Annotated in this window: 29 protein-coding genes; 4 read left to right on the forward strand and 25 right to left on the reverse strand. The window is 41.1% G+C overall.

The features are described 5' to 3' along the window. The first annotated feature begins 30 nt into the window (after window positions 1-30). Window positions 31-186 (forward strand): YycC family protein, encoded by a 156-nt coding sequence (locus tag B4U37_RS14145; RefSeq protein ID WP_088018746.1) that lies wholly within the window; start codon window positions 31-33, stop codon window positions 184-186. A gap of 95 nt (window positions 187-281) precedes the next feature. On the opposite strand, the gene spo0A is transcribed toward B4U37_RS14145, so the two are convergent. From spo0A to accB, 14 genes are all read right to left on the reverse strand, one after another. Next, complete coding sequence (gene spo0A / locus B4U37_RS14150; protein ID WP_088018747.1) at window positions 282-1,073, reverse strand: sporulation transcription factor Spo0A; 792 nt, start codon at window positions 1,071-1,073, stop codon at window positions 282-284. Window positions 1,074-1,346: 273 nt separating this feature from the next. Next, complete coding sequence (gene spoIVB / locus B4U37_RS14155) at window positions 1,347-2,642, reverse strand: SpoIVB peptidase (protein ID WP_088018748.1); 1,296 nt, start codon at window positions 2,640-2,642, stop codon at window positions 1,347-1,349. Between the two features lie 406 nt (window positions 2,643-3,048). Further along, window positions 3,049-4,755, reverse strand: coding sequence for a DNA repair protein RecN (gene recN, locus B4U37_RS14160; protein ID WP_088018749.1), 1,707 nt, complete (start codon window positions 4,753-4,755; stop codon window positions 3,049-3,051). A 22-nt stretch (window positions 4,756-4,777) separates the two neighbouring features. Beyond that, the gene (gene ahrC / locus B4U37_RS14165; RefSeq protein WP_010194884.1) at window positions 4,778-5,227 is read right to left on the reverse strand and encodes a transcriptional regulator AhrC/ArgR; all 450 of its coding nucleotides are present in this window, start codon (window positions 5,225-5,227) and stop codon (window positions 4,778-4,780) included. A gap of 92 nt (window positions 5,228-5,319) precedes the next feature. Further along, window positions 5,320-6,156 (reverse strand): TlyA family RNA methyltransferase, encoded by an 837-nt coding sequence (locus tag B4U37_RS14170; RefSeq protein WP_088018750.1) that lies wholly within the window; start codon window positions 6,154-6,156, stop codon window positions 5,320-5,322. A 6-nt stretch (window positions 6,157-6,162) separates the two neighbouring features. Continuing rightward, complete coding sequence (dxs, locus tag B4U37_RS14175; protein ID WP_425444113.1) at window positions 6,163-8,013, reverse strand: 1-deoxy-D-xylulose-5-phosphate synthase; 1,851 nt, start codon at window positions 8,011-8,013, stop codon at window positions 6,163-6,165. Between the two features lie 367 nt (window positions 8,014-8,380). After that, on the reverse strand, window positions 8,381-9,265 hold the full coding sequence (locus tag B4U37_RS14180; protein WP_157663881.1) for a polyprenyl synthetase family protein: 885 nt from the start codon (window positions 9,263-9,265) through the stop codon (window positions 8,381-8,383). 12 nt (window positions 9,266-9,277) lie between these two features. Further along, a complete protein-coding gene (locus B4U37_RS14185) occupies window positions 9,278-9,514 on the reverse strand; it encodes an exodeoxyribonuclease VII small subunit (RefSeq protein ID WP_088018752.1) in 237 nt (78 codons plus the stop codon). Next, entirely contained in the window at window positions 9,507-10,862 is a 1,356-nt protein-coding gene (gene xseA / locus B4U37_RS14190) for an exodeoxyribonuclease VII large subunit (protein ID WP_088018753.1), read from the reverse strand. The genes B4U37_RS14185 and xseA overlap by 8 nt, the downstream gene beginning before the upstream one ends. Window positions 10,863-10,946: 84 nt before the next feature. Next, window positions 10,947-11,822, reverse strand: a complete 876-nt coding sequence (gene folD / locus B4U37_RS14195; protein WP_088018754.1) for a bifunctional methylenetetrahydrofolate dehydrogenase/methenyltetrahydrofolate cyclohydrolase FolD — start codon at window positions 11,820-11,822, stop codon at window positions 10,947-10,949. Window positions 11,823-11,849: 27 nt separating this feature from the next. After that, complete coding sequence (gene nusB, locus B4U37_RS14200; protein WP_088018755.1) at window positions 11,850-12,251, reverse strand: transcription antitermination factor NusB; 402 nt, start codon at window positions 12,249-12,251, stop codon at window positions 11,850-11,852. A 380-nt stretch (window positions 12,252-12,631) separates the two neighbouring features. Then, window positions 12,632-13,036, reverse strand: a complete 405-nt coding sequence (locus B4U37_RS14205; protein WP_010194870.1) for an Asp23/Gls24 family envelope stress response protein — start codon at window positions 13,034-13,036, stop codon at window positions 12,632-12,634. Window positions 13,037-13,057: 21 nt separating this feature from the next. Beyond that, window positions 13,058-14,410 (reverse strand): acetyl-CoA carboxylase biotin carboxylase subunit, encoded by a 1,353-nt coding sequence (gene accC, locus B4U37_RS14210; protein ID WP_088018756.1) that lies wholly within the window; start codon window positions 14,408-14,410, stop codon window positions 13,058-13,060. A 16-nt stretch (window positions 14,411-14,426) separates the two neighbouring features. Beyond that, on the reverse strand, window positions 14,427-14,930 hold the full coding sequence (gene accB, locus B4U37_RS14215) for an acetyl-CoA carboxylase biotin carboxyl carrier protein (protein ID WP_088018757.1): 504 nt from the start codon (window positions 14,928-14,930) through the stop codon (window positions 14,427-14,429). A 1,115-nt stretch (window positions 14,931-16,045) separates the two neighbouring features. Here accB and B4U37_RS14220 point away from each other — a divergent pair. After that, entirely contained in the window at window positions 16,046-17,026 is a 981-nt protein-coding gene (locus B4U37_RS14220; protein WP_088018758.1) for a nuclease-related domain-containing protein, read from the forward strand. A 57-nt stretch (window positions 17,027-17,083) separates the two neighbouring features. Here B4U37_RS14220 and B4U37_RS14225 read toward each other — a convergent pair whose 3' ends face one another. The 9 genes from B4U37_RS14225 to B4U37_RS14265 form a co-directional block, all read right to left on the reverse strand. Further along, a complete protein-coding gene (locus tag B4U37_RS14225; protein WP_088018759.1) occupies window positions 17,084-17,743 on the reverse strand; it encodes a SpoIIIAH-like family protein in 660 nt (219 codons plus the stop codon). A gap of 3 nt (window positions 17,744-17,746) precedes the next feature. Beyond that, complete coding sequence (gene spoIIIAG / locus B4U37_RS14230; protein ID WP_088018760.1) at window positions 17,747-18,415, reverse strand: stage III sporulation protein AG; 669 nt, start codon at window positions 18,413-18,415, stop codon at window positions 17,747-17,749. Window positions 18,416-18,421: 6 nt separating this feature from the next. Continuing rightward, window positions 18,422-19,042, reverse strand: a complete 621-nt coding sequence (spoIIIAF, locus tag B4U37_RS14235) for a stage III sporulation protein AF (RefSeq protein ID WP_088018761.1) — start codon at window positions 19,040-19,042, stop codon at window positions 18,422-18,424. A gap of 12 nt (window positions 19,043-19,054) precedes the next feature. Further along, entirely contained in the window at window positions 19,055-20,227 is a 1,173-nt protein-coding gene (gene spoIIIAE / locus B4U37_RS14240; protein WP_088018762.1) for a stage III sporulation protein AE, read from the reverse strand. A 27-nt stretch (window positions 20,228-20,254) separates the two neighbouring features. Then, window positions 20,255-20,644: a stage III sporulation protein AD gene (gene spoIIIAD, locus B4U37_RS14245; protein WP_083800911.1), complete on the reverse strand. Its 390-nt coding sequence runs from the start codon at window positions 20,642-20,644 to the stop codon at window positions 20,255-20,257. Between the two features lie 16 nt (window positions 20,645-20,660). Next, the gene (spoIIIAC, locus tag B4U37_RS14250; RefSeq protein ID WP_010194848.1) at window positions 20,661-20,864 is read right to left on the reverse strand and encodes a stage III sporulation protein AC; all 204 of its coding nucleotides are present in this window, start codon (window positions 20,862-20,864) and stop codon (window positions 20,661-20,663) included. Between the two features lie 220 nt (window positions 20,865-21,084). Beyond that, a complete protein-coding gene (gene spoIIIAB / locus B4U37_RS14255; RefSeq protein WP_010194847.1) occupies window positions 21,085-21,600 on the reverse strand; it encodes a stage III sporulation protein SpoIIIAB in 516 nt (171 codons plus the stop codon). Further along, complete coding sequence (spoIIIAA, locus tag B4U37_RS14260; RefSeq protein WP_088018763.1) at window positions 21,597-22,529, reverse strand: stage III sporulation protein AA; 933 nt, start codon at window positions 22,527-22,529, stop codon at window positions 21,597-21,599. The genes spoIIIAB and spoIIIAA overlap by 4 nt, the downstream gene beginning before the upstream one ends. 77 nt (window positions 22,530-22,606) lie before the next feature. After that, window positions 22,607-22,888 (reverse strand): YqhV family protein, encoded by a 282-nt coding sequence (locus B4U37_RS14265; protein ID WP_010194845.1) that lies wholly within the window; start codon window positions 22,886-22,888, stop codon window positions 22,607-22,609. Between the two features lie 154 nt (window positions 22,889-23,042). Here B4U37_RS14265 and B4U37_RS14270 point away from each other — a divergent pair, with 154 nt between their 5' ends. After that, entirely contained in the window at window positions 23,043-24,548 is a 1,506-nt protein-coding gene (locus tag B4U37_RS14270) for a glycine betaine uptake BCCT transporter (protein ID WP_088018764.1), read from the forward strand. A gap of 41 nt (window positions 24,549-24,589) precedes the next feature. After that, on the forward strand, window positions 24,590-24,763 hold the full coding sequence (locus B4U37_RS22240; protein ID WP_187443882.1) for a hypothetical protein: 174 nt from the start codon (window positions 24,590-24,592) through the stop codon (window positions 24,761-24,763). Between the two features lie 49 nt (window positions 24,764-24,812). On the opposite strand, the gene B4U37_RS14275 is transcribed toward B4U37_RS22240, so the two are convergent. Both B4U37_RS14275 and B4U37_RS14280 read right to left on the reverse strand, forming a co-directional pair. Continuing rightward, window positions 24,813-25,526, reverse strand: coding sequence for a nitroreductase family protein (locus B4U37_RS14275; protein WP_088018765.1), 714 nt, complete (start codon window positions 25,524-25,526; stop codon window positions 24,813-24,815). A 110-nt stretch (window positions 25,527-25,636) separates the two neighbouring features. Next, complete coding sequence (locus B4U37_RS14280) at window positions 25,637-26,050, reverse strand: RrF2 family transcriptional regulator (protein ID WP_088018766.1); 414 nt, start codon at window positions 26,048-26,050, stop codon at window positions 25,637-25,639. Window positions 26,051-26,397: the final 347 nt, after the last annotated feature.

The following is a 26,397-nucleotide window of genomic DNA, read 5'->3' on the forward strand; positions in this document are numbered from 1 at the left end:
AAAATTTCTAGATAAAGCGAGGTGATCAGAATGCGCCCATTACAAATATCCGCTGAAACCGCCCAAAAACTTGCTGAGGCTTTAGATGTGCCTATCGAACAAGTCATGCATCTTCCTCAACATGTCCTTGTTCAAAAGCTTGTAGAATTGGAGCGAAACGAGTCAGGTAACAGCAATAATGAGTAATTCTAACATTTTAATATATGTAACATAAACAAACCCAACATACAATAATGCATGTTGGGTTTTCATTTTGCTAGTAATTCTTATACCTTACCCTCTCAAGAAGCTCTGTGCTCTAGTCTTAATTTATCCGCGACCATCGCAATGAACTCACTATTTGTAGGTTTTGCTTTTGACATAGACACGGTATATCCGAACAGAGAAGAGATGCTGTCGATATTTCCGCGCGACCAAGCAACTTCAATCGCATGACGAATAGCACGTTCTACACGGCTTGCAGTGGTATTGTACTTTTTAGCGATATCAGGATATAGAACCTTTGTAATGGACCCTAATAATTCGATATCATTGTACACCATTGAAATTGCTTCACGTAAGTATAGGTAACCCTTAATGTGGGCAGGCACTCCAATTTCATGAATGATGCTTGTAATATTGGCATCAAGGTTTCTACCTTTATTTTCTGGGCTGGAGGAACGAACAGATGATGAACTAGATCTCTTAAGGATAGGTGATGCTTTTCCGCTTACTTGACGGATGTTACCAACTAGGTTTTCCATATCAAACGGTTTTAGGATGAAATAGGAAGCACCTAAGTCGACCGCTTTCTTTGTCACATCTTCCTGTCCAAAAGCAGTTAACATGATAACATTAGGAGATTTCTCAAGGTTTAAGCCGCGCATTTTTTCAAGTACACCTAAGCCGTCAAGATGAGGCATAATGATATCAAGTACTAAAACGTCCGGATTTTTATCTTGAAGCAACTGAAGACATTCTTGACCATTGTGAGCTACCCCTACAACTTCCATGTCCTCTTGCGCTGAAATATACTCTTCCAAAAGACCGACCAATTCGCGGTTATCATCTACAACACATACTTTAATTTTCATATAAATAGTTTCCTCCTCAGTCCCTATACTTTCTATAAAGCATTAAGCCTTTAATTTTATTCTAAATATTAAATTCGACAATGCAACCTCTTTTCCTTTAAAAAATTTGAAAAACCGTAAAATTTATATTAAATCTTTATTTTTCTCCAGAATCCTCTTAAATTCGACGTAAACCGCATTATATTACATTTATTGGTATATATGTCGAATAATCTTTATACTCTTCATCTTAACGTAATCTTTCTCAAAACAAAAGAAAAAAAGTGAGCTGTCTTAGCCCACTTTCTTCTCTTTGTCTTTTTGATAAATATCAATTCCCGCTTCATTCAGCATCCATTCGATATGAACGCCATAACCGCTTGTAGGATCATTAACAAAAACATGGGTTACGGCACCGATTACTTTCCCGTTCTGAATAATAGGGCTTCCACTCATCCCTTGTACGATTCCGCCTGTTTTCTCCAAAAGGGCGGGGTCCGTAATCTTAATGACCATCCCTTTGGTGGCAGGGAATTTCTGTGGAATGCTGCTTAATACTTCTACATCAAACTCTTCCACTTTATCACCTTCGACCACTGTCAAGATCTTAGCTGGTCCTTCTTTCACCTCAGATGATAACGCGATTGGCAACGCTTTGTCCATGATGCCATTTTCAATATCTTTATGCAAGGTACCAAATATCCCAAAAGGGCTGTTCCTTGAAATATCACCGATGGCTGAACGGTCGCTAGAGAATCGTGCAAGTTTCTCTCCAGGTACTCCATTACTTCCTTTATCAATGGAAGTTACCGTGGATCTTACGATTTGTCCATCTTGGACAATAATTGGTTTCTTTGTATCCATATCCGATATTACGTGTCCTAACGCTCCATACTTCATGGTAATGGGGTCATAAAAAGTCATTGTACCAATACCTGCTGCAGAATCACGAATATACAATCCAATTCTGAAGGAGCTTTCTTGCTTGTCTTTTAAAGGAATAAGTTTCGTTTCAATGGTTTCTTTTTCTCGTGTGATGACAACATCAAGGGGGTCTCCGGTTTTGCCGGATTCTTGTACGAATGGAGCAACGTCACTCATTTGTTCAATGGTTTTCCCATTAATCTTGGTGATGATATCGCCAACTTGAATGCCTGCTAATTCTCCAGGTGATTTTTTCCCATCTGCTGTGTCCACTTGGTGATGACCTACTACCAGTACACCTAAAGTATTTAACTTTACGCCGATCGATTGACCACCAGGATACACTTTATATTCAGGTATGACATCTACATTGACTTTCTTGACCGGGATACCTGCCAGTTGTAAAACAACCTGCCCTTCCCCAGCCTGTTTGCCTTGAAATGCTAACGTTTTATCGTTTGCCTCAATCCCGAGAGAGGAGGAAGAATCTTTATTCACCTTCGCAGTCACCGGAACAGATGACTGGAAATGTAACCCTTGCCCTTCAAACATCGTTATTTTATTTGGGATTTGGACATACTCTTTAAATGGTTGACTTACACATAATACCATGACTGAAACAAGGAGAAATACACCAACAATTTTTCTAATTATATCTTCTCTCAAACATTTTCACTCTCCTCGGTCCTATCCCACACCATTCATGGCTACATTATATAATTTTGCCTTGTCCGGCTACATTTATAACAACGATATTAATTTAAATGCTACCCATTATGGATAGTTATGTAATATGGGGAGAATGAGGATATATATCGGGAGTAGGGATGGGGAATATTATGTAAATATAGGTCAGCTTTTGAAAGGCCGCTATTGCAGTTGAATGGTCTTCATAACGGCGATGAGGACATCTCTCCTCCTGACTTCTCGTCACCGATGTCTTCATCCCTACAATCAAGAATTACTCTTAAGATTATTCAAAATCCGATTTTTTGTAATTTCCTAAACAATCAAAAAAACCGTCCACACCTCTAAATGCGAACGGCCTACTCTAAATGAAAAATCTAATTCCTTACCCCTGCTTAATACTTCCCGCAATCTCCAACAACTCACGAGCATGCTCCTTCGTCAATGAAGTAATCTCCACGCCAGAAATCATCCTGCCGATTTCACGTACCTTTTCGTCCTGATTCAACCCACGCACCTTCGTTTTTGTGCGCTCACCGGATACTTCTTTGCTGATAAATAGATGGGTATCTGACATAGCCGCGACTTGCGGTAAGTGGGAGATGCAAAGGACCTGCGAATCAACCGAGACCTGATAAATCTTCTCGGCGATAGCCTGTGCCACCCTGCCGCTGACTCCTGTATCGACTTCATCAAAAATAATGGATGTGATACCTTGGTGTCTAGAGAAGATGCTCTTCAAAGCAAGCATAATCCTCGAAAGCTCTCCGCCAGAGGCGACTTTTGCCATCGGCTTCAACGGTTCCCCTGGGTTTGTCGTAAGGTAAAACTCCACAATATCCACGCCATTTTTACCAAACACGACGTCCCCTGATGCCTTTTCTTTTTTCACGTCCATGTTCACATCAAAGATCGCTTTTTCCAAGTACAAGTCTTTGAGCTCTTTATGAATGCTCTTCATCAATTTCTCGGAAGCTTTTCTACGTGCATCAGTTAGAGATTTCGCTTCAAGTGCAAGATCTTGTTTGAGCGACTCTAAGGACTCCTGCAGCTGGTGTATGTGCGAATCACGGTTTTGCAGGGTCTCTAACTCCTCTTCTATTTTCGAAGCATATTCCAAAACTTCCGCAACTGTAGTACCGTATTTTCGCTTTAGCTGCTTGATTTCATTTAATCTTCCTTCAATAAAATCAAGACGGTTTGGATCAAATTCAAGCTGATCAATTTCATCTCTGATACGATAAGAGAGTTCTTCTAATTGATAATAAGAGTTAGAAATGATTTCGTGAACATCTTTAAGGTTTTTATCGATTTCTTCCAGGCCCTCGGATTCAGACATGGCTTGTCCTACCCAATCGAGTCCCTTTTGCTCTCCGTGCATTGCATGGTAACAGTTGTTGAGCGATTGATAAAGTCGTTCATAGTTACTGATTTTGTTCCGTTCGTCGAGCAGCTCATCCTCTTCATTCACGGTTAATTGCGCGTTGCTGATCTCTTCTGCTTGGAACTGAAGTAAATCAAGGCGATGTGCAACCTTTTGCTCATTTTCAGTGAGTTCTAACAACCTTTTTTCTACATCCTTATAAGAAGTATAAATGTTTCTATATTCTTTAAGTTCCTTTTGTACAGCTACTCCGCCAAACTGATCTAAAAGCGAAAGGTGCAAATCCGGGTCCATTAGTTCTTGATGCTCATGTTGTCCATGAATGTCCACCAATGTCTGACCAACTTCCCTTAACAACGCAATGGTGACAAGCTTTCCATTAACACGGCAAACACTTTTACCTGTAGCATGGATTTCTCGTCTTAAGACAACCATTTCGTCTTCAATATCAATACCAAGCTCCTGGCAAACTTTATAGGCAGGATGCTTCTCCTCTTCAAGTAGGAACAATCCTTCTAATTCCGCTCTTTTTTCTCCAAATCGAACAAACTCATGGGATCCCCGTCCACCTGCCAGCAAGTGAATGGCATCAATGATAATGGATTTACCCGCTCCAGTCTCCCCGGTTAAAACCGTTAACCCTTTGTCAAAAGAAACAGATAGGGATTCTATAATAGCAAAATTTTTAATCGTTAACTCAGCGATCATATCATCACATCCTCGCGTGATTTTATAGCATATTTATAAAGCGGTCGGATAACTCTTTTGCATCCTCCGGAGTGCGGCAAATGATTAAACATGTATCGTCACCACAAATAGTTCCTAGGATTTCCGACCAATCAAGATTATCAATTAAAACACCGATAGCATTTGCATTACCCGGCATTGTTTTCATCACAATCATATGACCTGCTATATCAATTTTCACAAACGCATCCATTAAAGAACGTTTCAGTTTTTGAAGAGGATTAAAGCGTTGATCTGCTGGGAGGCTATATTTATACCTGCCGTCTAATAGCGGAACTTTTACAAGATGAAGCTCTTTAATATCCCTTGATACGGTTGCTTGGGTCACATTAAACCCTAAACTTTTCAAACGATCGACAAGCTCGTCCTGTGTTTCGATTTCGCTATTTGTAATCAATTCTCTAATCTTTATGTGTCTTTGGCCCTTTGTCATGTTGGCACCCCTTAATAATCTATATAACCTAGCTTTATGTTAATGGAAACCTTTCAATATGTAAAAGAAAAAAGGAACAACCATCGTAATAGTTATTCCCCTTTTTCGACCTTCAATTGTAGGTGCGCATCTGCAACTAGAGCGGATATGGAAGTATCGAGATTATTTTCTGCGTTTTCTTCTGTATGTCCATTCCATTGCAAATGAAGGAGGAATTCAATGTTTCCCTCTCCTCCCTTAATAGGTGAGTAAGAGGCATTCATTACGTCATACCCTTCCTTCAAGCTAAAACCAATGATCTTATCCATCACCGCTTCATGTATCTTCGGTTCGCGGACAATACCTTTCTTTCCGACTTGCTCTCTTCCTGCCTCAAATTGGGGTTTAACAAGTGCCACCACGTTGCTGCCTGATACTAGCAGGGTCTTTAAGACAGGTAAAATTAATTTCAGTGAGATAAATGATACATCAATGCTCGCGAAATCCGGCATACCTTCATTTAAATCAACCGGCGTAACGTATCTGAAGTTGGTTCGCTCCATCACGACAACCCGTTCATCTTGACGTAGTTTCCATGCAAGTTGATTGTATCCTACATCAAGCGCGTAGCTTAACTTTGCACCATTTTGCAGGGCACAATCCGTGAATCCGCCTGTAGAAGCGCCAATATCAAGCAATATCTTATCCTTCACATCTAAATCAAAGACCTTTAGCGCTTTCTCCAGTTTTAAACCGCCTCGACTTACATATGGCATTACATTGCCTTTAACAGTCAAAGGAGCATCCAATGCAACTTTTTCACCCGGCTTGTCCAGCCGTTGTTCATTTGAATATACAAGTCCTGCCATAATGGAGCGCTTTGCTTTTTCGCGTGTTTCCACAAGGCCACGCTCCACTAAAAGGACATCTACTCTTTCTTTTTTCGCCATATATCCTTAAGCCCTTTTTTGTTTTCTTCTAGCTGCAATCAATTTAACATTTTCCACGACTTTTTCTTTTGTTAAATCTATTTCCTGTAGCAGCTCCTTCACACTTCCATGTTCAATGAAGCGATCCGGAATTCCCATTCTTACCACACGGTTCGTATATCCATTATCACTTGCAAATTCAACAACCGCACTGCCGAATCCACCTTGAAGGACTGCTTCTTCAATCGTTACAAAAGGTATGCCTGATTTGAAGAGGTCATGTAATAATGCCTCATCCATCGGTTTGATGAATCTTGCATTCACCACTTTCACCGAGAGGTTTTCTTTTTTCAGATAATCAGCAGCTTCAAGTGCCATTCCAATTGTCGTTCCGAAAGTCAGGATGACAGCGTCTGTTCCTTCTTTCAGAACTTCCCATGATCCGATTGGAATTTCTTTTAATTCCTCATCCATTTTGACACCCAATCCATTACCGCGCGGATAGCGAAGTGCAATCGGACCGTCATCATACTTATTTGCCGTATATACCATATGTTGACCTTCGTTCTCGTCTTTTGGCATCATCAGAACCATGTTCGGTAGATGCCTTAAGAATGCAATGTCAAAAACACCTTGATGTGTTTCGCCATCTTCTCCAACCAACCCGGATCGGTCAATTCCAAAGAACACATTCAAGTTCTGACGGCAGACATCATGCACGACTTGGTCGTACCCTCTTTGTAGGAAAGTAGAATAAATGGCCAAGAACGGTTTCATCCCTTGTGTCGCAAGCCCGGCTGCCATCGTGACAGCATGTTGCTCAGCAATTCCAACATCAAACATTCTATCCGGGAATTCTTTTGCAAATCCTTCAAGCTTAGAGCCTACGGGCATTGCAGGTGTCAGGGCAACAATGCGCTCGTCTTCACGTGCAAGTCTTCGGACTGTTTCGCTGACTACACTGCTCCATGCCGGCGGTCCGCCAACAGGCTTAAGGAAGTCACCTGTTTCAATTTTATACGGGCCCGTTCCATGCCACGTACCGATCGTGTCCAGTTCAGCCGGCTCATAGCCTTTTCCTTTTTTCGTCACCACATGAATCAAGACAGGTCCTTCTGTCTTCTTTGCATATTTAAGATTTTCAATGAGATCGTTGTAGTTATGTCCATCAATTGGTCCTAAGTAAGTAAAACCAAGTTCTTCGAAAAACATTCCGCTGACAACTAGGTACTTCAAACTGTCTTTGATGCGCTCAGCCGTTGACGCCAGTTTCCCGCCAACTGCAGGTATTTTCTTAAGAAGCACTTCCAGTTCGTCTTTTACCCAATTGTATTTACCTGCCGTGCGCATTCTTCCAAGCGCGCTGTGCAAGGCACCGACATTCGGCGCAATCGACATTTCATTATCATTCAAGATGACAATCATGTCTTTCTTTTCGTGTCCAATATGATTTAAGGCTTCCAAGGCCATTCCGCCAGTCAAAGCTCCATCCCCGATGATTGGAATAACATACTCATCTGTTCCCATGATGTCTCTAGCGGCCGCCATACCCATCGCTCCGGAAAGAGAGGTGGAAGAATGTCCAGTCTCCCATGCGTCATGCTCGCTCTCATTCCTTTTCGGAAACCCACAGAGACCTTTATATTTACGCAACGTACCAAAATCACAGGCCCTACCTGTCAAGATTTTATGAACGTAGGCCTGGTGCCCAACATCCCATAAAAACTTGTCTTTAGGGCTGTCAAATACTTTGTGCAACGCAATAGTAAGTTCGACTACCCCAAGGTTTGGCCCGATATGGCCGCCTGATGTGGAAAGCTGCTCAATCAGAAAACGCCTGATATCCTCGCTAAGGCTCTCCAATTCATCTATAGACATTTTCTTTAAAAATTGCGGATTTTTAATCTTTGTAAGATCCAAAAGGGACCACTCTCTTTCCTTGCTAATTTCGCTTATTTTATTAACATTTGAAAAAATAGCCGCTAACACGAGTGTGATAACGGCGATAGCTAAAATCAAATTGATGCATCTTCCCATCTATAAAACACAGTATAATTAACCTTATCCGGATTCCATATAAGAAAGTTTTTGTAGATATCTTACATTTTATTATAAACTTTATATTTCTATCCACAATCTTTAGTATGTAATAGTGCTTTGCATATTGTCGCAGGACCACTCATTTGTACCATACACTATAACACAAAAAGAGGAAATGCTCAATTTTGACTGCTACTTTTGTCGATTAATGGTCCCTTTTGGCAATTAAATCGCAAAGTTGTCCTAAAAGATCCGACTCTAACGGGATTTCCTCTAAAATTCGCTTTGCCTCTTTAATATGATATTCCAACTTTTCTTTCGCGCCATTCATGGTTAATAGAGACGGATAGGTCACCTTTTCGTTTAAGGTATCTGACCCTACCGGCTTGCCGATCTTAGCGGCATCCCCTTCAATATCCAAAATGTCATCCCTGATTTGGAAAGCAAGGCCGAGATGGTCCGCAAATTGCTCCAACTTCGAGATTTGCTCTTCTGTTGCATCCCCTAGTATCGCACCTGCGACAATGCTGTATCCGAGAAGCTTCCCTGTCTTGTTTCTATGTATATATTCAAGGTCTTGAAGCGAGAGTTGTGCGCCTTCTCCCTCCATGTCTGCAACCTGTCCTCCGACCATTCCTGTTGGTCCTGCAGCTTTAGCAAGCTCCTTCATCAGAGTGACAACTTTTATTGGCTTGACGTCATAATTCAATAGATCTTCCATGACCTCAAAGCTATGCGTGAGCAAGGCATCACCAGCTAATATTGCCATCGCTTCCCCAAACACCTTATGATTGGTTGGCTTTCCACGTCTGAAGTCGTCATCATCCATACTCGGAAGATCATCGTGAACTAAGGAATACGTGTGTATCATCTCTACGGCACAAGCTACCGGCATTCCCAATTCTTCCGATTTTCCAAAAGACTTTAACGTAGCAAGCACTAATAAAGGTCGAAGTCTTTTTCCGCCTGCCTTCAGGGAGTAATTCATGGATTCAAGTAAAACTTCCGGTGCTTTCACAGCATTCATATAAGAAAAAAGTGCGTCCTCCACCAACTTCTTTCTATCCTTCATAAAAGTTTGTAAATCCATCACCTGTGACAATTAAGCCTCATCCTCCTGTACTTGGAATGACTCCAATTCGCCATTTTCTTTTAGGATCTGTTCCATTTCTGCCTCAACATGAGAAAGCTTGTCATGACAAAGCTTGGACAACTTCATTCCTTCTTTGTAAAAAGAAATGGCTTCTTCTAATGGCACATCTCCTTCTTCAAGCTTTTCCACAATGTTTTCCAAATCTTTCATTGCTTCTTCAAATGTAACGTCCTTTTTTTCAGTCATTTCCTTTTCGCTCCTTTACATCTTGTACTTCACATTCTAATCGACCATCTTGAAGATGAACCTGAATGGTATCCCCTTTTTCTGCTTGATCCACATTTTTTATAATGGTGCCATCTTCTTGGTAGGCAAGACTATATCCTCTGTTCATGATTTTAAGCGGACTTAAAGCATCCATTTTGGATAATTTATGTTGGAATTCCCATTGTTTCTTTTGCAATGTCTGCTGCATTTGCTTGGTAAGTAATTTTGTCTGCTGGTCTAGTGTAAGTTTTTCTGCTTCCCATTGCTTTTTCGGATGGTTTCTTGCAAGTAATCCAGCGAGTTGCTCCCATTTTACATGCTTACGTTCCACCATTCTTTTCATGGCCGCCTCAAGATCTTCCATGGTCCGATCAAGATCCTGTTGCTTTTGGGCATAAAGATTTTTAGGAAATCTGAATGCATACGATTTCTGCAGTGTAGTTAACCTGTCCTTGTAATGCTGCATCAATTTGTTGGAAGCTCTGTGCAAGCGAAATTTACGATCTGAAAGGCGCTCCATCAGTTCATTGATATGCGGTACAGCCAATTCTGCCGCAGCAGTAGGTGTCGGTGCGCGCATATCCGCTACAAAGTCCGCGATCGTAAAGTCTGTTTCATGCCCAACAGCTGAAATGATCGGAAGCTTTGAAGCAAAAATGGCTCTAGCCACTGTTTCTTCATTGAATGCCCATAACTCTTCAATGGATCCCCCACCACGGCCCGCGATAAGCACATCAAGATCAGGCATATTGTTAGCGGTTTGTATCGCCTTCACAATGGATGGTGCTGCATTCATCCCTTGAACTAGTGCGGGAATAACAATTATTTTCGTTAGTGGATATCTTCTTTTCAAAGTGGTGATGATATCCCTGACCGCAGCTCCTGTTGGAGAGGTGATTACCCCTACAGCACGAGGGTATTTTGGCAGCGTTTTTTTGTATTCCGGTGAAAACAAACCTTCCTGGGAAAGTTTCTTCTTTAATTCCTCATAGGCTAAAAATAGACTGCCGACACCATCAGGCTGCATTTCCTTTATGTACATCTGATAAGATCCGTTTGCTTCATAGACCGTAACTTCTCCACGAACAAGGACCTTCATTCCTTCTTGCGGTTTGAAGGCAAGGTTACGGTTTTGCCCTGCAAACATGACTACCTGGAGTCGTGCGTTTTGGTCTTTCAAGGTAAAGTACATATGCCCTCTGCTATGTTGCTTAAAATTGGATATTTCTCCTTTCAGCCACACATCTTGTAAATGAGGATCCACATCAAATTTTCTTTTTATGTATTTCGTTAGTGCAGTAACCGTTAAGTATCTGCGTTCACTCATAATAGTTAACTCCTTTTTGAAGCATGGTCATACGAAAAAAAGACGGAAGAACATTAAGTCCCATCCATCTTCTAAGATACCATATTAACTGGAAAACGTCTTGTTTTCACTTGCTTGGTTTTGTGCCGATTGAAGCGTATTGTGCAACAACATTGTAATTGTCATCGGACCGACCCCTCCAGGAACAGGTGTGATAAAGCTCGCTTTTTCTTTCACCGACTCAAAGTCCACATCTCCACACAACTTTCCTGTCTCAAGTCGGTTGACACCGACATCAATCACGATTGCGCCATCTTTCACGTATTCAGGCCCAATTATTTTTGCACGCCCAACTGCAGCAATCAAAATATCGGCTTGTTTCGTAATGGAAGCCAAATCCTTCGTACGGGAATGACAATAGGTAACCGTAGCATCCTCTTTTAGCAGTAATTGCCCGACAGGCTTTCCTACTATATTACTTCTTCCGATTACCACCACATGCTTACCGGAAATAGAAACATCAAGGGATTTAATCATTTCGACTATCCCATAAGGCGTACAAGGAAGAAATGATTTCTGATCAATCATCATTCTTCCGATGTTTACAGGATGAAACCCGTCCACATCTTTATTAGGGGAAATATGTTCAATAACAGCCAGTTCATCAATATGATCAGGCAAAGGTAACTGCACCAAAATGCCGTGCACGGAAGCATCGTCATTAAAATGAGTGATTCTATTGAGCAATTCTTCTTGCGTAATAGAACTTGGATACTCTTCCAATATACTTTTAATTCCAGCTTCCTCGCATGCTTTCTGTTTCGCTCTAACATAGGATTGTGAAGCAGGATCTTGCCCAACTAAAATCACCGCCAAGCATGGTTGGATACTCTTTTCCATATGTAGCTCAGAAACCTTCTCTTTAATAAAAGCTCTTTTCTCCACTGCAAGATCTTTACCTGATACTATAACTGCTGACATGAATAGCTCCCCCTTTTATGCTACTACTTACGCATTATTTTCGATGGTAGTTTTTACTTTAGAAAGGACTGCGTTAATAAATCCGCTTGATTTGTCATCACCAAATGTTTTAGCAAGTTCAATTGCTTCATTCATGCTGACATTTACAGGAATCTCTTCGACAAACATCATTTCAAAAACAGTCATGCGAAGAATGGTACGGTCCACTGTTCCTAAACGATCAAGGGACCATTTTTCCAAGTGGGATTTCAACGTGGAATCGATTTCCTCCTGATGCTCTTTCGTACCAAACACGATGCTGCTTAGGAAATCATCCGGCTTTTCCCCTTCTTCTAATACATTTGTGATTGCTTCATCCGGCGCAATATCACTTAAATCCATTTGAAAAATGGCTTGAAGCGCCTTTTTTCTTGATTCACTACGTTTCATTGTTCGATCTCCTTATCGTGCCTATACTAGTATAAAAAGATAATAGCACATTTTTATCAAAAAACACATGTTTTTCATTCGTTTTTTAGCTAAATTACATACAAAATGATTCTACTTTCATTAAATGTTCGGAATTAACCGTTTTCATTCTTTGCTCTGGGGGAGCTCAAAAGGTGTCATTCTTCTATTTAATTATGTCAGTTTCATCTTTACCGAGATAATACCCTACTATACTTTTTGAAAAAGTCTAGTTAAAAGTAGCGACTAAAATTGTACCTAATTATGTGGGGGAACACAAGGGAAACTTAGGTTTGAACCTTTCTTAAGCAAAAAAATTGTAGACACCCTTCTAATGAGAGTGCCTACAAGGTGACGTCTTATTAAATTTCTTGTTCTACTTCTACTTCATTTTTTTGTGCTTCAAATTGTACTCCGACAACATGGATATTCACTTCTGTAATTTCCAGTGCTGTCATATTCAACAGTGCTTGACGGATATTGTCTTGTACTTTTTGTGCAACTGTCGGAATGGAAATACCGAACTGCATCACACAAAATACATCCACTTTAATGCCTTCTTCGGAAAGATCGACTTTTACACCTTTGCCGTGATTCTTTTTCCCAAGTCTCTCTACCACACCAGCAGCAAAGTTACCGCGCATTGACATAACGCCTTCCACTTCGGAAGCAGCAATACCGGCGATTACTTCAATGACTTCAGGAGCAATTTCGACTTTGCCAAGTGAATTGTTGTTTTCCATTTCTAATAAGTTTCTTTCGCTCATAATTAACCCTCCTAAATATAGTTAAGAATTCATGACATCATATTTCTCAAGAAATTTCGTATTAAAGTCCCCATCTTTGAACTTTTCGTGATCCATTAGTTTCAGATGGAAAGGAATCGTAGTATGAACGCCTTCAATAATAAATTCGCTTAACGCACGTTTCATTCGTGAGACAGCTTCTTCACGTGTTGCTCCATAAGTGATTAGCTTTGCCACCATGGAATCGTAATATGGTGGTATGCTGTAACCAGGGTAAACAGCGGAATCCACTCGAACCCCTAGACCACCTGGTGGAAGGTACATTTCAATCTTCCCAGGGGAAGGCATAAAGTTCTTTTCTGGATTTTCTGCATTGATACGGCACTCAATCGACCAGCCGTTGAAAACGACATCTTCTTGCTTAAGAGATAACGTTTCCCCAGAAGCAACCCGAATCATTTCCTTGATTAGATCTACCCCTGTCACCATTTCCGTAACAGGATGCTCTACTTGGATACGGGTGTTCATTTCCATGAAGTAGAATTTTCTATTCTGATAGTCATAAATAAATTCTATCGTACCTGCACCCATATAGTCCACTGCTTCAGCAGCTTTTACTGCCGCTTCCCCCATTTGCGCACGAATTTCTTCATCCAAAACAGGTGAAGGCGTTTCTTCCACAAGCTTCTGCAGACGGCGCTGAATGGAACAATCACGCTCTCCAAGGTGGATCGTATTACCATGACCATCTGCCATTACTTGAATTTCAACGTGACGGAAGTCTTCAATGAATTTTTCAAGATACACGCCAGGATTACCGAAAGCAGTTGCCGCTTCCTGTTGCGTAATGGAAATACCCTTTTTCAGTTCCTCTTCGTTTCTTGCCACACGGATACCTTTTCCGCCTCCGCCTGCCGTTGCTTTAATGATAACAGGATAACCGATGTCATTAGCGATGGAGATACCGTCATTAATGTTTTCGATGATTCCTTGAGAACCAGGAACAATTGGCACACCAGCTTTACGCATCGTTTCACGCGCCACATCTTTCGTCCCCATCTTGCTAATCGCTTCAGGACTTGGCCCTACAAATGTAATGTTACACTCTCTGCAAAGCTCGGCAAAATCCGAGTTCTCCGCAAGGAATCCGTAGCCAGGATGAATAGCATCTGACGCCGTAAGTTTTGCCACGCTGATGATGTTAGTAAAGTTAAGGTAGCTGTCTTTTGACGTTTTTGGTCCTACACAATATGCTTCATCCGCTAACTGTACATGAAGGGATTCTTTATCCGCTTCCGAATACACAGCCACAGTTTCTATATCCATTTCTTTACATGCACGAATAATTCGTACTGCTATTTCTCCTCTATTGGCAATCAATAATTTTTTTATCATGAGTGTCGCCCCCTCCTTATACTGTTTTTACAAGGAATAAAGGTTGACCATATTCTACTAATTGGCCATTATCAACCAGAACCTCGACAATTTCGCCTTTGACTTCTGCTTCAATCTCATTGAACAATTTCATTGCTTCTACGATACAAACGACAGAATTTTCTCCAACTTTATCGCCTTCTTGAACATATGCCGCTTGATCCGGTGATGGAGAAGCATAGAACGTCCCAACCATCGGAGATGTGATTTTATGTAAGTTCGCGTCTTCCTGTTTAGGTGCCGCTGTTTCTTGTTTAGTTTCTGCAGCTGCTGTTGGCTGTTGATTCGGTTGTGCCGGTGGTGCTTGTTGTTGCGGTACTGCTTGTGGTGCTGGTGCAGCTACTTGTTGCGTGCTCACAACAGTTTGTGCCGCATGCTTCTTCATTTTAATTTTGGAACCTTCATTTTCATACGTGAATTCATCTATATTGGATTGGTCAATCAACTTAATAATTTCTCTGATTTCTTGGATCTTTAACATATTTCGTTCACTCCTCGGTCCTTTTGATGATTAGTTGCTGCGTTGATGATGCTGTGCGGCTGCCTGAATGTTGCTATGTACATTTTAACAAAATAGTTCATATTCATCATACGATACAAGCTTCCGAAATTCAACTAAAAATAGTAATAGATATTATTACCTAGTGCTAAGTTTAGGTGGTTGCGTGAATTCAGGGTGCTAGTAGCGTTAATGAAATGATGAAAACGCTTTAGTTATTATTATAGGGGATTTTGGGTGTGGTGGATAGGGGGAGTGTTGGGGATTGGGGATAGTGGAGGAAGGTTTTGCATTGGTTGTTGCGGATGTGCAGGGGAAATTGCTTGCGTCATTGGTGACTTTTACAGAGTGTCCGAAGTTTTGTGGATTTTGACCGAAGTTTGGGGAAAGTTGACCGAAGAATTTGCATAGTTGACCGAAGTTTGGGGAAAGTTGGCCGAACCGATTTTTCAAGTGACCGAACACCGTGAATTTTTGTCCGAACGATTAGGCTTATTTGTCCGAACCCCCTTATAATATAGGACTAAAATGTCCGAAGTCACATGTAATTTGTCCGAACCATTTTTAACTCGCTAAAAACGAGCTATTTTCTTATGTCTTGTACATATTTCAAACTGATCTCCCATGAAAATTCAGCAGCCCTCCGTCAAACAATTTGTTCTTTTTGCTAATTGTCCGAAGTTTTCCTAAAAGTGACCGAAGTTTTTGAAAAGTTGTCCAAAGATTTCGCAAAGTTGACCGAAGCTTCGCAAAAGTTGACTGAACCAATTTTTCAAGTGACCGAACGTCCCCAATTCTTGTCCAAACAACCATACCAAATTGTCCGAACCCTCATCCAAATCAGTGCTAAAATGTCCGAAGTCACATGTAATTTGTCCGAACCATTTTAAACACCTCCAAAACAGCCTGATTTTAAGAGTTTTTCCTCAAATTCAACACAACTTCCCATCAAAAGGCCAAAAGATTAATTTGCTAAAACCTTTCCATTAAACCCCTTCCCCCAAACAAAAAGAATTTCAAAAAATTTGTCAGATCTTGCAGGAAAAACCTTCCTCCATGTCAAAACTAGTAACATTAACTAAAGGAGTTGTTTGCCTATGATCATTCTGAAAGAACGTGAAATGTCTTTAAAAATCAAAGTATTAGAAGCCTTAAGTCGGCGCCTTCCTGCCTCCCACCACATGTTACCGAGGATAAATTCAGATTTAGGGAAAAACATAGCTGGTTTTAAAGGAGAAGAGTCGCTTAATTACTACTTGGAATTGTTACCCGACGAAGAGGGAGAGTTTTATGTTTTGCAAGATATAAGGCTACCTTTTAAAGAACATCACTTTCAAATTGACACACTTCTGATCTTCCCTACTTTTTTCCTCATATTAGATGCTAAATATATGAAAGGCACTCTCGAGTTTGACCCGGCCTTCCAACAACTCATTCAAAAATTCACCGAAAATGAAGTAGATAAAACTATCACCTATTCAGATCCGATAATTCAAGTGCAGAATCAACTCACTAAATTCAAAAGTTGGTTAAAAGACTATAAAATTCAGCCTGGTCCTTGTGAAAGTCTAGTAGTCATTGCGAACTCAAGGGCAGAGATTAAATGTATTTCGCACCCCAACCTCGTTAAGAACATGGTAGTTCGCAATTCAGGGGTTGAAGCAAAAGTTACAGACTTCACCAAAAAACATACTAAAGAAACCTGGGACGCAAAAAATGTACGTAAACTAAGCTCGCTTATAATTAAAAAGAACGAGCCTGTCACCTTTATAGACTTGGAGAAAGATTATGGGGTAACTTCAGATTGTATACTAAAAGGTGTGCAGTGCCAGAAATGTCATCATATTGGTTGTGAGAAAGCCTTTGGGACTTGGCTTTGTCAAAAATGCCACCATACTTGTAAGGAGGCACATCTCCATCTACTAAAAGATAATAAGTTGTTAATTGGCCCTACAATCACTGTTTCCGAGTTTCAGAAAATAACTGGTATTAAAAATGAGCGAACAGCACGCCGTCTGTTGCTTTCATCAGGTTTATCCTACTCAGGCAACACCAGTAAAAGGGTCTATTTTCTATAAAACCAAAAAACCGAAGCCCCTGTATTCCCAGGGCTTCGGCACTTTGACTAACTTATATTATTCGCCTTCTTCTGTTGCTGGTGGGAAGTCGAATGCGATGTCTTCGTTACGTACGTCTTTGAATTCTTGGCGAACCATGTGGTAGATGTCGTTTGCCATTTGTGGTGAGTGTGCTGCTGTTTTGACTGTGATTCTGATTTTGCCGTCTGTTACGCGAACTAGTGCATCATCTACGTCCTTGTGGGAACGGATCGTGGATTCTAGGATTAGTTCTTTTTCCGAGATTTGTGCCAGTTCGTTGTATTGGTCAACCGCTTTGGAGATTTCTTCAGCTGGTAGATCTGTGCTTGCCATCATTTCTTTTAGCTCTGCACGGTGTACACTGCGAAGGTTTTCTAGTTCATAGCGCATTTCTGCTAATGTCTCGTCTGAAGAGATGTATTTTACGACAGCACTGCCGTCTTCCTCTGTAGCTTCTTCCCCTTCAACTGCTTCCTCACCTTCAGTTCCTTCTGTTCCTTCTTCGCCATCAGTTCCAGCTGCTTCGCCTTCTTCACCGCCGTGGTTTTCAGCGGTTTCGGTTGCTGCAGGTTGTTCTGTGGCGTCATTTGCCAGTTGTTCGCCGGCTTGTTGATCACCGATAAAGTAGTAAGCGGATAGGACAAAAACGAGACTTAACATAGTTAGTAACCAAACGGTTTGTTTTTTTAATAACATGGATTATTCCCCCTCAGATTTTTTTGGAAGGACTGCTACTTTGTGCTGTGGTACGTCTAGCACTCTGGTAACAGCATCCAAAATCATTTGTTTTACATGTATATTTTCAGCGCCCTTTGCTACAATCAGAACTCCGCGTATGACCGGTTTTTTGGTTTCGGTTACGACCGGAATTTCTTGTTCATTTTTCCTGATGACGAGGACTTGTTCTTCTTCTGAGGTATCAGTGACATCGCGTTTCCCACCTTGCTGGTCAGTTTCGACGGTTGTTTGCTGTGAGGTGGTTTTGTTTGTCTGAAAGACTTTCTTTTCGGAGGCATCGATATTTACGACGACAGATACGTCATTGACTCCGGTGATTGCTTCCAGTGCATCTTTCAACTGATTCTCAAAGCTTGCCTCGTAATCAGAGATAGTAGAAGGTGCGTTGGCATCGTCACTTTGTCCAAATACCGGTTCATCTTCCGGTTCTTGCTGCTTCATGGTTGGCAGGACACCGCCACCTGGAGAGCTTGCGCTGTCTTCACCAAAGAACAGATTTCCGAATAAGATGAATCCTACACCAAGGACGAGTATGACCGTCATGTATTGGTATTTTGCTTTTTTATCTTTTGACTGATTGGTTAGCAGAGATTTTAGCCATGGAATGAATGCTTGGTTTTTCTTTTCCACCTTGTACTAATCCCCCCCTTCGACTGCTACTGAAATATTGGTTGGTTGTAGTTGCCATCGATCTGCTAGGAAAGTTGCTATTTTCCCTTCTTCTCTCGAGGAAGGAGCTGGTTCCTTTTGTCTGGAGGTGTCAATTTGAACAGGTTTTACAACTTGAATGGCTGTCTCCTCTGCTTGCTCGAGTAGAATCACAACGGACTCTATATTTTCTTCTATTGGTATTTCCGTAAGCTGGTCCTCATTTTTCACAACAATCTTTAAGTCTTTCACTGTTACACCATAGCTTTCTCTCAACTCCTCCTCCACATCTTCTTTCATTAGGACAGCCGCTTTATTTAAAATGTATGCAGCATGGGAGGCTTGTATTTCTTTTTTCTTCATTTCTATTAAATTTTCTGTATTTTCTTTTGATGCGTAGGATGAATGCGTGGTCATTTTAGCAAAAAGTTCATCCATATCTGTGGAAAGCAACTTTAAGATGGGGGTTAGGATGACGACAATCAGCAGAAGGCCAATCACTAGTTTTGTGTATTTTTGCATCGAAGAACTTGGTAGCAACATTTCGACTACCGTTGCTAAAAGAATAAATAGGATGATACTGGTGATCCATTCTGTTAAGTAACTCATTTGCTCTCCCCCTTACCTGACCATCACGGTTATATTTCCTGCTGCAATGATGACCGTGATGCTTAAAAAGAACATGAAGGAGACAATTGCCAAGGCAGCAAAAATATAAATGATGCTTTTGCTGATAATATCGAGACATTTTATGACAGTACCGCCTCCTAAAGGTTGAAGGAGTGCAGCGGCAAGTTTATAGATAATTGCAATGGATAAAATTTTCACTGCCGGGAATGCAGCTAGTAAAATCAATGTGGCCACACCTAGGATCCCGACTGTATTTTTTAATAACACAGATGCTGTAATCACGGTATCTGTTGCATCTGTAAACATTCTGCCGATAACAGGGATAAAGTTTCCTGTTACAAACTTGGCGGTGCGAATGGCGATTCCATCTGTCACCGCTGCGGTTGCACCTTGTACGGAGATGACACCAAGGAATACTGTTAAATAGATTCCAAGAATTCCGATGCTTACATTTCGAAGTAATGCCGCCAGTTGAGTTACCTTGTAATGTTCACTTAATGTGCTGACAATGCTCAAGATTGCTGAAAGAAACAAGAGTGGAAGTACGACATATTGAATAAGCAGACCGCTTGTGTTCATTAAAAATAGGATAATGGGGTGGAAAAATGCTGCTGAAACTAATCCGCCTGATGAAGCAATGAGCGCGATGAGCAGTGGAACTAATGCAATAATGAACCCTGTCATGGCAGTTATTGCTTCGAGCGTGTAAGAGATAACGATATGGAAACTGTTGAGCGCGATGATGATTAGGACCATGAATACGACACTATAGGCCACTTTACTGACCGTTTTCTGTTCAAAGGCATTTTGAAGCGTTTGTAAGAACATGCTGAAGATGGTGAGTAAGATTAGACTTCCGAGCAGTTTTCCGTTTGCAAGGAGTTCATGAAATAAGTATTTCAGGAACCCTTTTGACCATTCTTCCAAGGAGAAGGACTTGTCCCCTTTTACAAATTCCATGAACGTGCCTTTTTGGCTTTCCGGCAAAAAGCCGTCATACTCTTCCATTACTTCTTCCCAGTACACCTTGATTTCTTCTACATCTATTCCTTCAATTTGATCTGTTACTAATTCTGATGGCGAAGAGGGTGAGGCTTGTACTATTTCAAATGGAAGGAACAGTAGGATTAACAAGGCTGCAATGATTGCAAGAATAAATTTCATAGGATTGCTCCCCTCTGCTTTTTCATTTTAAGAAGGAATGAGATTAATGATGGTTTCAATGATAACGGTCAAGATGGGAATGGCCATCGCAAGTATTAATATTTTTCCGGCCAATTCAATTTTGGATGCAATCGCTCCTTGGCCAGCGTCTTTGGTAATTTGTGCTCCGAATTCTGCGATATAAGCGATTCCGACAATTTTGAGAATGGTTTCTACATAGATTAAATTCACATTGGCGTTAATGGCGATCCTCTCTAGCATTCTGATGACATCAAATATTTGCTCTACTAAAAATAAGAAAATAGCACAACCGACAAATACGACTAACATGAAGGCAAATGTCGGCTTTTGCTCTTTAACTACTAATGCAAGAAAGGTGGCGATTAAGCCAAGACCTACTATTTGGAGAATCTCGATAGGTCAACACCCCTTATCATTGGAACAGGAATACCGATTTGATTCTTTTGAATAGATCGTCGACGATGCTTGCTACCATAAAAAGAATGTAGATGAATCCGAGTAGGGTTACCCAGTGTGCGTATTCTTCTTTGCCGAGTTGTTTTAGTACGGTGTGCAGGAAGGCTACGACGATGCCGATGCCGGCGATTTTAAATATTACGTCTACTTCAATGCCCATGGACGCTCCTCCTATTTTTTCCGGTTTGCTTTTTGGGATCTCTTTTTAAGTTTAGCCGTTGATTTCCGTTGCAGCGGCTCGCTTTCCACGGGCGGTCCGGAAGCCTCCTCGGCATTCGCCTGCGGGGTCTTCCCTGTCCCTTCCTCCCATAGGAGTCTCGCCGCTTCCACTACAATCAACTTGTTCTTTCACCCTTGCTAAATGTAGCCACACCATTAATCTAAATCAGTAAAATCACAAGGAGTAATCCTGATAGGACTCCGAGGCTTTTTACCATTCGTTCGTAACGGTTTTGTTTGTCGCGGGCATCTAGTTCTTCGCGTTCTAGGTGGGTTAGTGCCAGTTGAATGTGCTTTTGTTGGGTGTAGCGGTCATGCTGGCCAAGTGTTTCGCCGAATTGTTTCATGATTTCAAGTTCTGCCGTTTTATATGCGGTGTTTTTCCAGACATCATCCAAACTTTCTTGCCAGGCTTCTTTTACTGTCAGGCTCGCTTTTTCCAATTTATTTGCAAAGCTTTCGAAAAACCAGGAGAGTGGTTTTTCCAATTGCTTGGAGATGTTTTTGGTGGCATCTGCTAGAGGAGTATGACCATACATAATTTCAGCTTCAAGAGATTGCAAGGCTACCTTTAATTGTCTTAATTGTCTTGGTCTTTCTGTCAGGTGCCTTGCCGCTTCAAAACCTGCCCAGGAAGTTGCCACTAGTATTAAGACTGCACCTATTAGTTTGATCATCTTCCCACACCCTCTTCCCGGTAGATCTCCTCTCCCATTTCATTTACGATTCTTTTGATAGAGCCCGGCCCATTCGATCTTGTCAGTTCAACGAACCGTTTTACTGCCCGGTATGATAAGATTTCTCGAAGACTTGGTCTGCTTTTTAGTTCATCAAACGAAAAAGCATGTACCGACATGAGAAGCCCTACTCCTGCATTGACGGCTTCCATCACTGCCTCGCTGTCTTCCAATCTTCCAATCTCATCCACAACGATGACATCCGGGCTCATGGAACGAATCATCATCATCATGCCTTCCGCCTTTGGACAGCTGTCGAGCACATCTACCCTTTGTCCCAAATCGTGCTGAGGTATACCGTGTACACAACCAGCGATTTCAGAGCGTTCATCCACAATCCCTACCTTGCATGAGGCAACTCGCTTTTCTTCACACCCTGAGCTCATTATCCTTGCCAGGTCCCTAAGTAGCGTTGTCTTTCCCGTTTGTGGCGGTCCAATTACCATCGTGCTGAGCCATCTTCCTTTTTCATAAAGATAGGGCATTAACGGTGTAGCAACTCCGATTTTCTGTTTGGCAACACGAATGTTAAAGGAGGAGACGTCGCGAATTGCCTTCACTTTCCCTTGTTCTGTGATTACTTTTCCAGCAAGTCCAACTCGATGTCCACCAGTGATGGTTATATATCCACGTTTGAGTTCCTCTTCTAGTGCATAGATGGAATGCTTGCTTATTTTGTTTAAAATATGAATTGCATCCGAAGCCGTTACCATATAGGCCGGAAAATATGGATTCCCATCTATTATTAATTCTAAGGGGCGATTTACCCGAACTCGTATTTCTTCCATCCTCTCCAGTAAAGGTGGTGAAAGTGTATCAATAACTCCGGTTATGTCCGGCGGCAAAACAGTACTAATACTCGCAAGCATACAAATCCCCTTCTTGTCCTATTATTACTTACAATGTATGCGCGCTCGGACAATATATAACAACGGAATACATTTTCTCACTTATAGATGCCAAATAAGATAAAGCCTAATCCAATGGCAATATATATCATTTTCGAAAAGGAGATTTCGTCTGCCATACTAATCAAGCCAATCATCATGGTGGAAATGAAGATCAAAGGCCCCACCACCGCTAACATCGAGTTCACCACAACCGCTTTTTTCACATCATTTAAGCTGAGCATGATGATGGCAGCAGTAATTTCTAGTAACCCGGAAAAAATTCGAATTCCTGCCATTGACAGAACGGCGTGATCGAAGTGACCTAATAATTTTTTCATTAGAATTTGTCCTCCCTCTTGCAGCTGCACAATTAGAGCATCTTGTACAGCCTATGCGGAGGAGAATGAAAGAAGAAGTAAATTTAGTTTGAAAGGAATGTAGTAATTTAGGGAATGCTAGCGGAAGGATTAAATTGGGAAAGGCGTGAATGTTATGAAAGGTATCGGTAAGGTTTTTTGGATTTCCGTGATCATTGCTGCTTTGTTTGTATTGATCGGGGTTATTTTTCCCGAGCCGTTTAGTGAAGGAATGAATCAGGCAAATTCCTTCATTCTAAATGCTTTTGGCTGGTTTTATCAATTGGCGGCTACTTTCTTCCTTTTATTTGCTCTATTCCTCATCTTTAGTAAATACGGCAAAATAAAACTTGGTAAAGACAAAGATCTTCCGGATTACTCTACCTTGACTTGGTTTGCGATGCTCTTCAGTGCTGGGATGGGGATTGGACTGGTTTTCTACGGAGTCGCAGAGCCTATCTCCCACTTCACTACACCACCACTTGGAGAAGGTGGAACTTCCGCTTCTGCAAAATTAGGTCTTCGTTACACCTTTTTACACTGGGGATTTCATGCATGGGCCATTTATGCAACCATTGCGCTTTCCATCGCATATTTTAAATTTAGAAAAGATGCCCCTGGATTGATGAGCGCAACTTTGTATCCTATATTGGGGGAGAAAACAAACGGAGCTTTCGGAAAAACGGTGGATATTGTTGCTGTTTTCGCCACTGTTTTCGGGGTTTGTGCATCACTTGGTTTAGGTGCACAACAAATTAACGGTGGACTCAACTATTTGTTCGGCATTCCGAATAACTTCACTATACAGCTTATCATTATGGCAATTGTGACCGTCCTATTCATCGTTTCCGCAGGGACGGGCCTCTCTAAAGGGATAAAATACTTAAGCAACACGAACATGATTCTTGCTACACTTCTATTATTTGCGGTCCTGTTTATAGGACCAACAACCTTCTTATTGAATTTATTTACCACAACACTTGGAGATTATATTCAAAACCTCCCAAGCATGGGGCTCCGCCTTGCTCCATTCAATAACGAAAATGCAGAATGGATTGAAGGTTGGACAATTTTCTATTGGGCTTGGTGGATTTCCTGGTCACCTTTTGTCGGGACGTTCATCGCAAGGGTATCTAAAGGACGGACAGTAAGAGAGTTTGTCATTGCGGTGTTATTGGTTCCGACACTTGTGTGTGCATTTTGGTTCAGTGTCTTTGGGGGGACCGGGATTCATATGGAATTATTTGAAGGAGCTCAAGTTTCTGCTCAAAGCTTTGAAACGGGACTCTTTTATGTTTATAAACTTCTGCCATTTGGGACCGTTTTATCTATTATCACGATATTGTTGATTGCTACCTTCTTTATCACAAGTGCTGATTCAGCTACGTTTGTGTTAGGCATGCAGACAACAAATGGAGATATTAATCCTCCATTTTTCGTGAAACTAACATGGGGATTAATTCTATCAGCTTCTGCCGTTGTGTTGATGTATACGGGTGGTCTGGAAGGTCTGCAGACAGCCATTATTGTGAGTGCCTTTCCTTTGACCTTTGTTTTGTTGATGATGGCATTCGCGATTGTTAAAGCCTTTCGACTGGAGGTCAAGGGGAAGGTCCCTTTGAAAAAAACGAAGGAGAATTAAGCCGTCAAAAATAACTACTTTAATGAAAGGGACGATTAACTATGAACTTTAAAAGTGAATTACAAGAAGCGCAAGATATTATTCATAAAGCACACCATCACTTGAAACAAGTTAGTTCAAACACTGCAGAATCGGAAGCTTGCTATTTTGCAATAGGAGAACTGGAGAAGGCTCAACAGAAAATCCAACAGGTACAACAACAAATCAATGAATAAAAAAGAAAAAGAGTGCGCATTTTCAAGGAATTTGCGCACTCTTTTTTTATTAGTATCTATCCCAGTTTACAACCTCATCAAGCGGAAGACGAGTTTTCTCAAATCCTGCTTTAGAGCCTTTGCCAAGAGAAATCAACATAATAGCCTCATAGTTTTCCGGAACATTAAATGCTTTTACAAATTGCGCTTCATCGTAACCACCCATTGGAACAGTATCATAGCCTTTAGCTTTTGCTGCCAGCATTAATTGCATTGCAACAAGTCCACCGTCAATGTGAGCAATTTTCGCTAAGCGTTCTTTAGAAAAGTTCCCGTAACCATCAAGAATGCTGTTTACATACATGTTTTTCACGTCTTCTGGCATTCTTCCCTTTTCAGCGATTGCACTATAGATGCGGTCTGCATTTTTGTATGCTTCGCGGTCTCCAAGTACAGCAATAACAACGGAAGCATCCACAATTTGTTGCTGATTATTAGCGATCGGCAACAAACGCTCTTTTTCCTTTTGATCTTCAATAACTAAAAATCTCCAAGGTTGAAGGTTGCTAGATGACGGTGCTAAAATAGCTGTTTCTAAAATCTCCATGATTTCACTTTTATCCATTTTGAATTCAGGATCATATTGTCTTACTGAACGGCGTTCTTTTGCGACTGTCAGAAAGTCTGTATCTTCCAACTGCTTTGGCGCTTCTTTGGTTGTATCAATTTCTTTTACTTTATTTAAATATTCTTCTTTACTCATAGTGTTTTTGTTTTTAGACATATTCAATTCCCCTTTAACTGTATTTTCTACAAGAACAGTATAGTTCGTTAACTGTTCCTTTGTCAACTACAGTTTATCGAGGCAAAATAAAAAAGCGAAACAGCTTTGTTTCACTTTTTCATTAAATCAGCTATGGTCTTTTGTTCTAAACCGGCTACGACCCATCCTTCCATTTCATCACGCAGTGTACAGAGGGACTCGCGTGTAGTAGAAGCAAAACATTCTTTACTTTCCACATTAAAGAACCCCTTAGGAAACGTCTCTGCTTTCATGGCATCATACACTTCGGATAATTTGATTTCGCTTGGATCTTTTACAAGAAAATAGCCACCGTCCCGGCCCTCTTTCGCCTCGATTAATTCGGTTTTAACCAGATGCCTTAATATTTTTCTTAAAAAAACAGACTTAGAATTAAGTTTCTCAGCTAATTCCCCGCTCGGACATCGGCCTTCATTATTAGCAAGCACCACGAGTGCCTGAATGGCCACACTGAACCACTTTGTACTCGTTACCTTTTCAGTCATTGTTTCACCTCTTCATCTACACTTTATTCTGAAACATCTCCCATAAAAAGTCAAAGTGTTTAGGAAGTTGGTAGGTGACAGGGGACACGAAATCCTTTGGAATTGCTATACGGTTTAATTATTCCGTTCTTCAGTTGCAGCGCCATTAGGTTATCAACGCAGTTATATAGACTGTTGCCCAATAAATACTACTCATAGTTAGAAACACAGATGCAAATACAGTAAGCGCTTTTGGAATTTTTCCATACCAATAAATAATTGCTAACCCTATAACAATGTGAACGATAATAAAAAGAAAAATACTCATTTATTCCACCCCAACCAAATAATAAAGTTTAATCTTGTCG

It is taken from the genome of Sutcliffiella horikoshii, from assembly GCF_002157855.1.
In the GTDB taxonomy this organism is placed as follows: domain Bacteria; phylum Bacillota; class Bacilli; order Bacillales; family Bacillaceae_I; genus Sutcliffiella_A; species Sutcliffiella_A horikoshii_C.

Excerpts from the sequence above, each read along its gene's own strand:
- B4U37_RS14145 (WP_088018746.1), top strand. The coding sequence starts at position 31 with ATGCGCCCATTACAAATATCCGCTGAAACCGCCCAAAAACTTGCTGAG.
- spo0A (WP_088018747.1), bottom strand. The coding sequence starts at position 1,073 with ATGAAAATTAAAGTATGTGTTGTAGATGATAACCGCGAATTGGTCGGT.
- recN (WP_088018749.1), bottom strand. The coding sequence starts at position 4,755 with ATGATCGCTGAGTTAACGATTAAAAATTTTGCTATTATAGAATCCCTA.
- ahrC (WP_010194884.1), bottom strand. The coding sequence starts at position 5,227 with ATGACAAAGGGCCAAAGACACATAAAGATTAGAGAATTGATTACAAAT.
- B4U37_RS14170 (WP_088018750.1), bottom strand. The coding sequence starts at position 6,156 with ATGGCGAAAAAAGAAAGAGTAGATGTCCTTTTAGTGGAGCGTGGCCTT.
- dxs (WP_425444113.1), bottom strand. The coding sequence starts at position 8,013 with ATGTCTATAGATGAATTGGAGAGCCTTAGCGAGGATATCAGGCGTTTT.
- B4U37_RS14180 (WP_157663881.1), bottom strand. The coding sequence starts at position 9,265 with ATGGATTTACAAACTTTTATGAAGGATAGAAAGAAGTTGGTGGAGGAC.
- B4U37_RS14185 (WP_088018752.1), bottom strand. The coding sequence starts at position 9,514 with ATGACTGAAAAAAAGGACGTTACATTTGAAGAAGCAATGAAAGATTTG.
- xseA (WP_088018753.1), bottom strand. The coding sequence starts at position 10,862 with ATGAGTGAACGCAGATACTTAACGGTTACTGCACTAACGAAATACATA.
- folD (WP_088018754.1), bottom strand. The coding sequence starts at position 11,822 with ATGTCAGCAGTTATAGTATCAGGTAAAGATCTTGCAGTGGAGAAAAGA.
- nusB (WP_088018755.1), bottom strand. The coding sequence starts at position 12,251 with ATGAAACGTAGTGAATCAAGAAAAAAGGCGCTTCAAGCCATTTTTCAA.
- B4U37_RS14205 (WP_010194870.1), bottom strand. The coding sequence starts at position 13,036 with ATGAGCGAAAGAAACTTATTAGAAATGGAAAACAACAATTCACTTGGC.
- accC (WP_088018756.1), bottom strand. The coding sequence starts at position 14,410 with ATGATAAAAAAATTATTGATTGCCAATAGAGGAGAAATAGCAGTACGA.
- accB (WP_088018757.1), bottom strand. The coding sequence starts at position 14,930 with ATGTTAAAGATCCAAGAAATCAGAGAAATTATTAAGTTGATTGACCAA.
- B4U37_RS14220 (WP_088018758.1), top strand. The coding sequence starts at position 16,046 with ATGATCATTCTGAAAGAACGTGAAATGTCTTTAAAAATCAAAGTATTA.
- B4U37_RS14225 (WP_088018759.1), bottom strand. The coding sequence starts at position 17,743 with ATGTTATTAAAAAAACAAACCGTTTGGTTACTAACTATGTTAAGTCTC.
- spoIIIAF (WP_088018761.1), bottom strand. The coding sequence starts at position 19,042 with ATGAGTTACTTAACAGAATGGATCACCAGTATCATCCTATTTATTCTT.
- spoIIIAE (WP_088018762.1), bottom strand. The coding sequence starts at position 20,227 with ATGAAATTTATTCTTGCAATCATTGCAGCCTTGTTAATCCTACTGTTC.
- spoIIIAC (WP_010194848.1), bottom strand. The coding sequence starts at position 20,864 with ATGGGCATTGAAGTAGACGTAATATTTAAAATCGCCGGCATCGGCATC.
- spoIIIAB (WP_010194847.1), bottom strand. The coding sequence starts at position 21,600 with ATGATCAAACTAATAGGTGCAGTCTTAATACTAGTGGCAACTTCCTGG.
- spoIIIAA (WP_088018763.1), bottom strand. The coding sequence starts at position 22,529 with ATGCTTGCGAGTATTAGTACTGTTTTGCCGCCGGACATAACCGGAGTT.
- B4U37_RS14265 (WP_010194845.1), bottom strand. The coding sequence starts at position 22,888 with ATGAAAAAATTATTAGGTCACTTCGATCACGCCGTTCTGTCAATGGCA.
- B4U37_RS14270 (WP_088018764.1), top strand. The coding sequence starts at position 23,043 with ATGAAAGGTATCGGTAAGGTTTTTTGGATTTCCGTGATCATTGCTGCT.
- B4U37_RS22240 (WP_187443882.1), top strand. The coding sequence starts at position 24,590 with ATGAACTTTAAAAGTGAATTACAAGAAGCGCAAGATATTATTCATAAA.
- B4U37_RS14275 (WP_088018765.1), bottom strand. The coding sequence starts at position 25,526 with ATGTCTAAAAACAAAAACACTATGAGTAAAGAAGAATATTTAAATAAA.
- B4U37_RS14280 (WP_088018766.1), bottom strand. The coding sequence starts at position 26,050 with ATGACTGAAAAGGTAACGAGTACAAAGTGGTTCAGTGTGGCCATTCAG.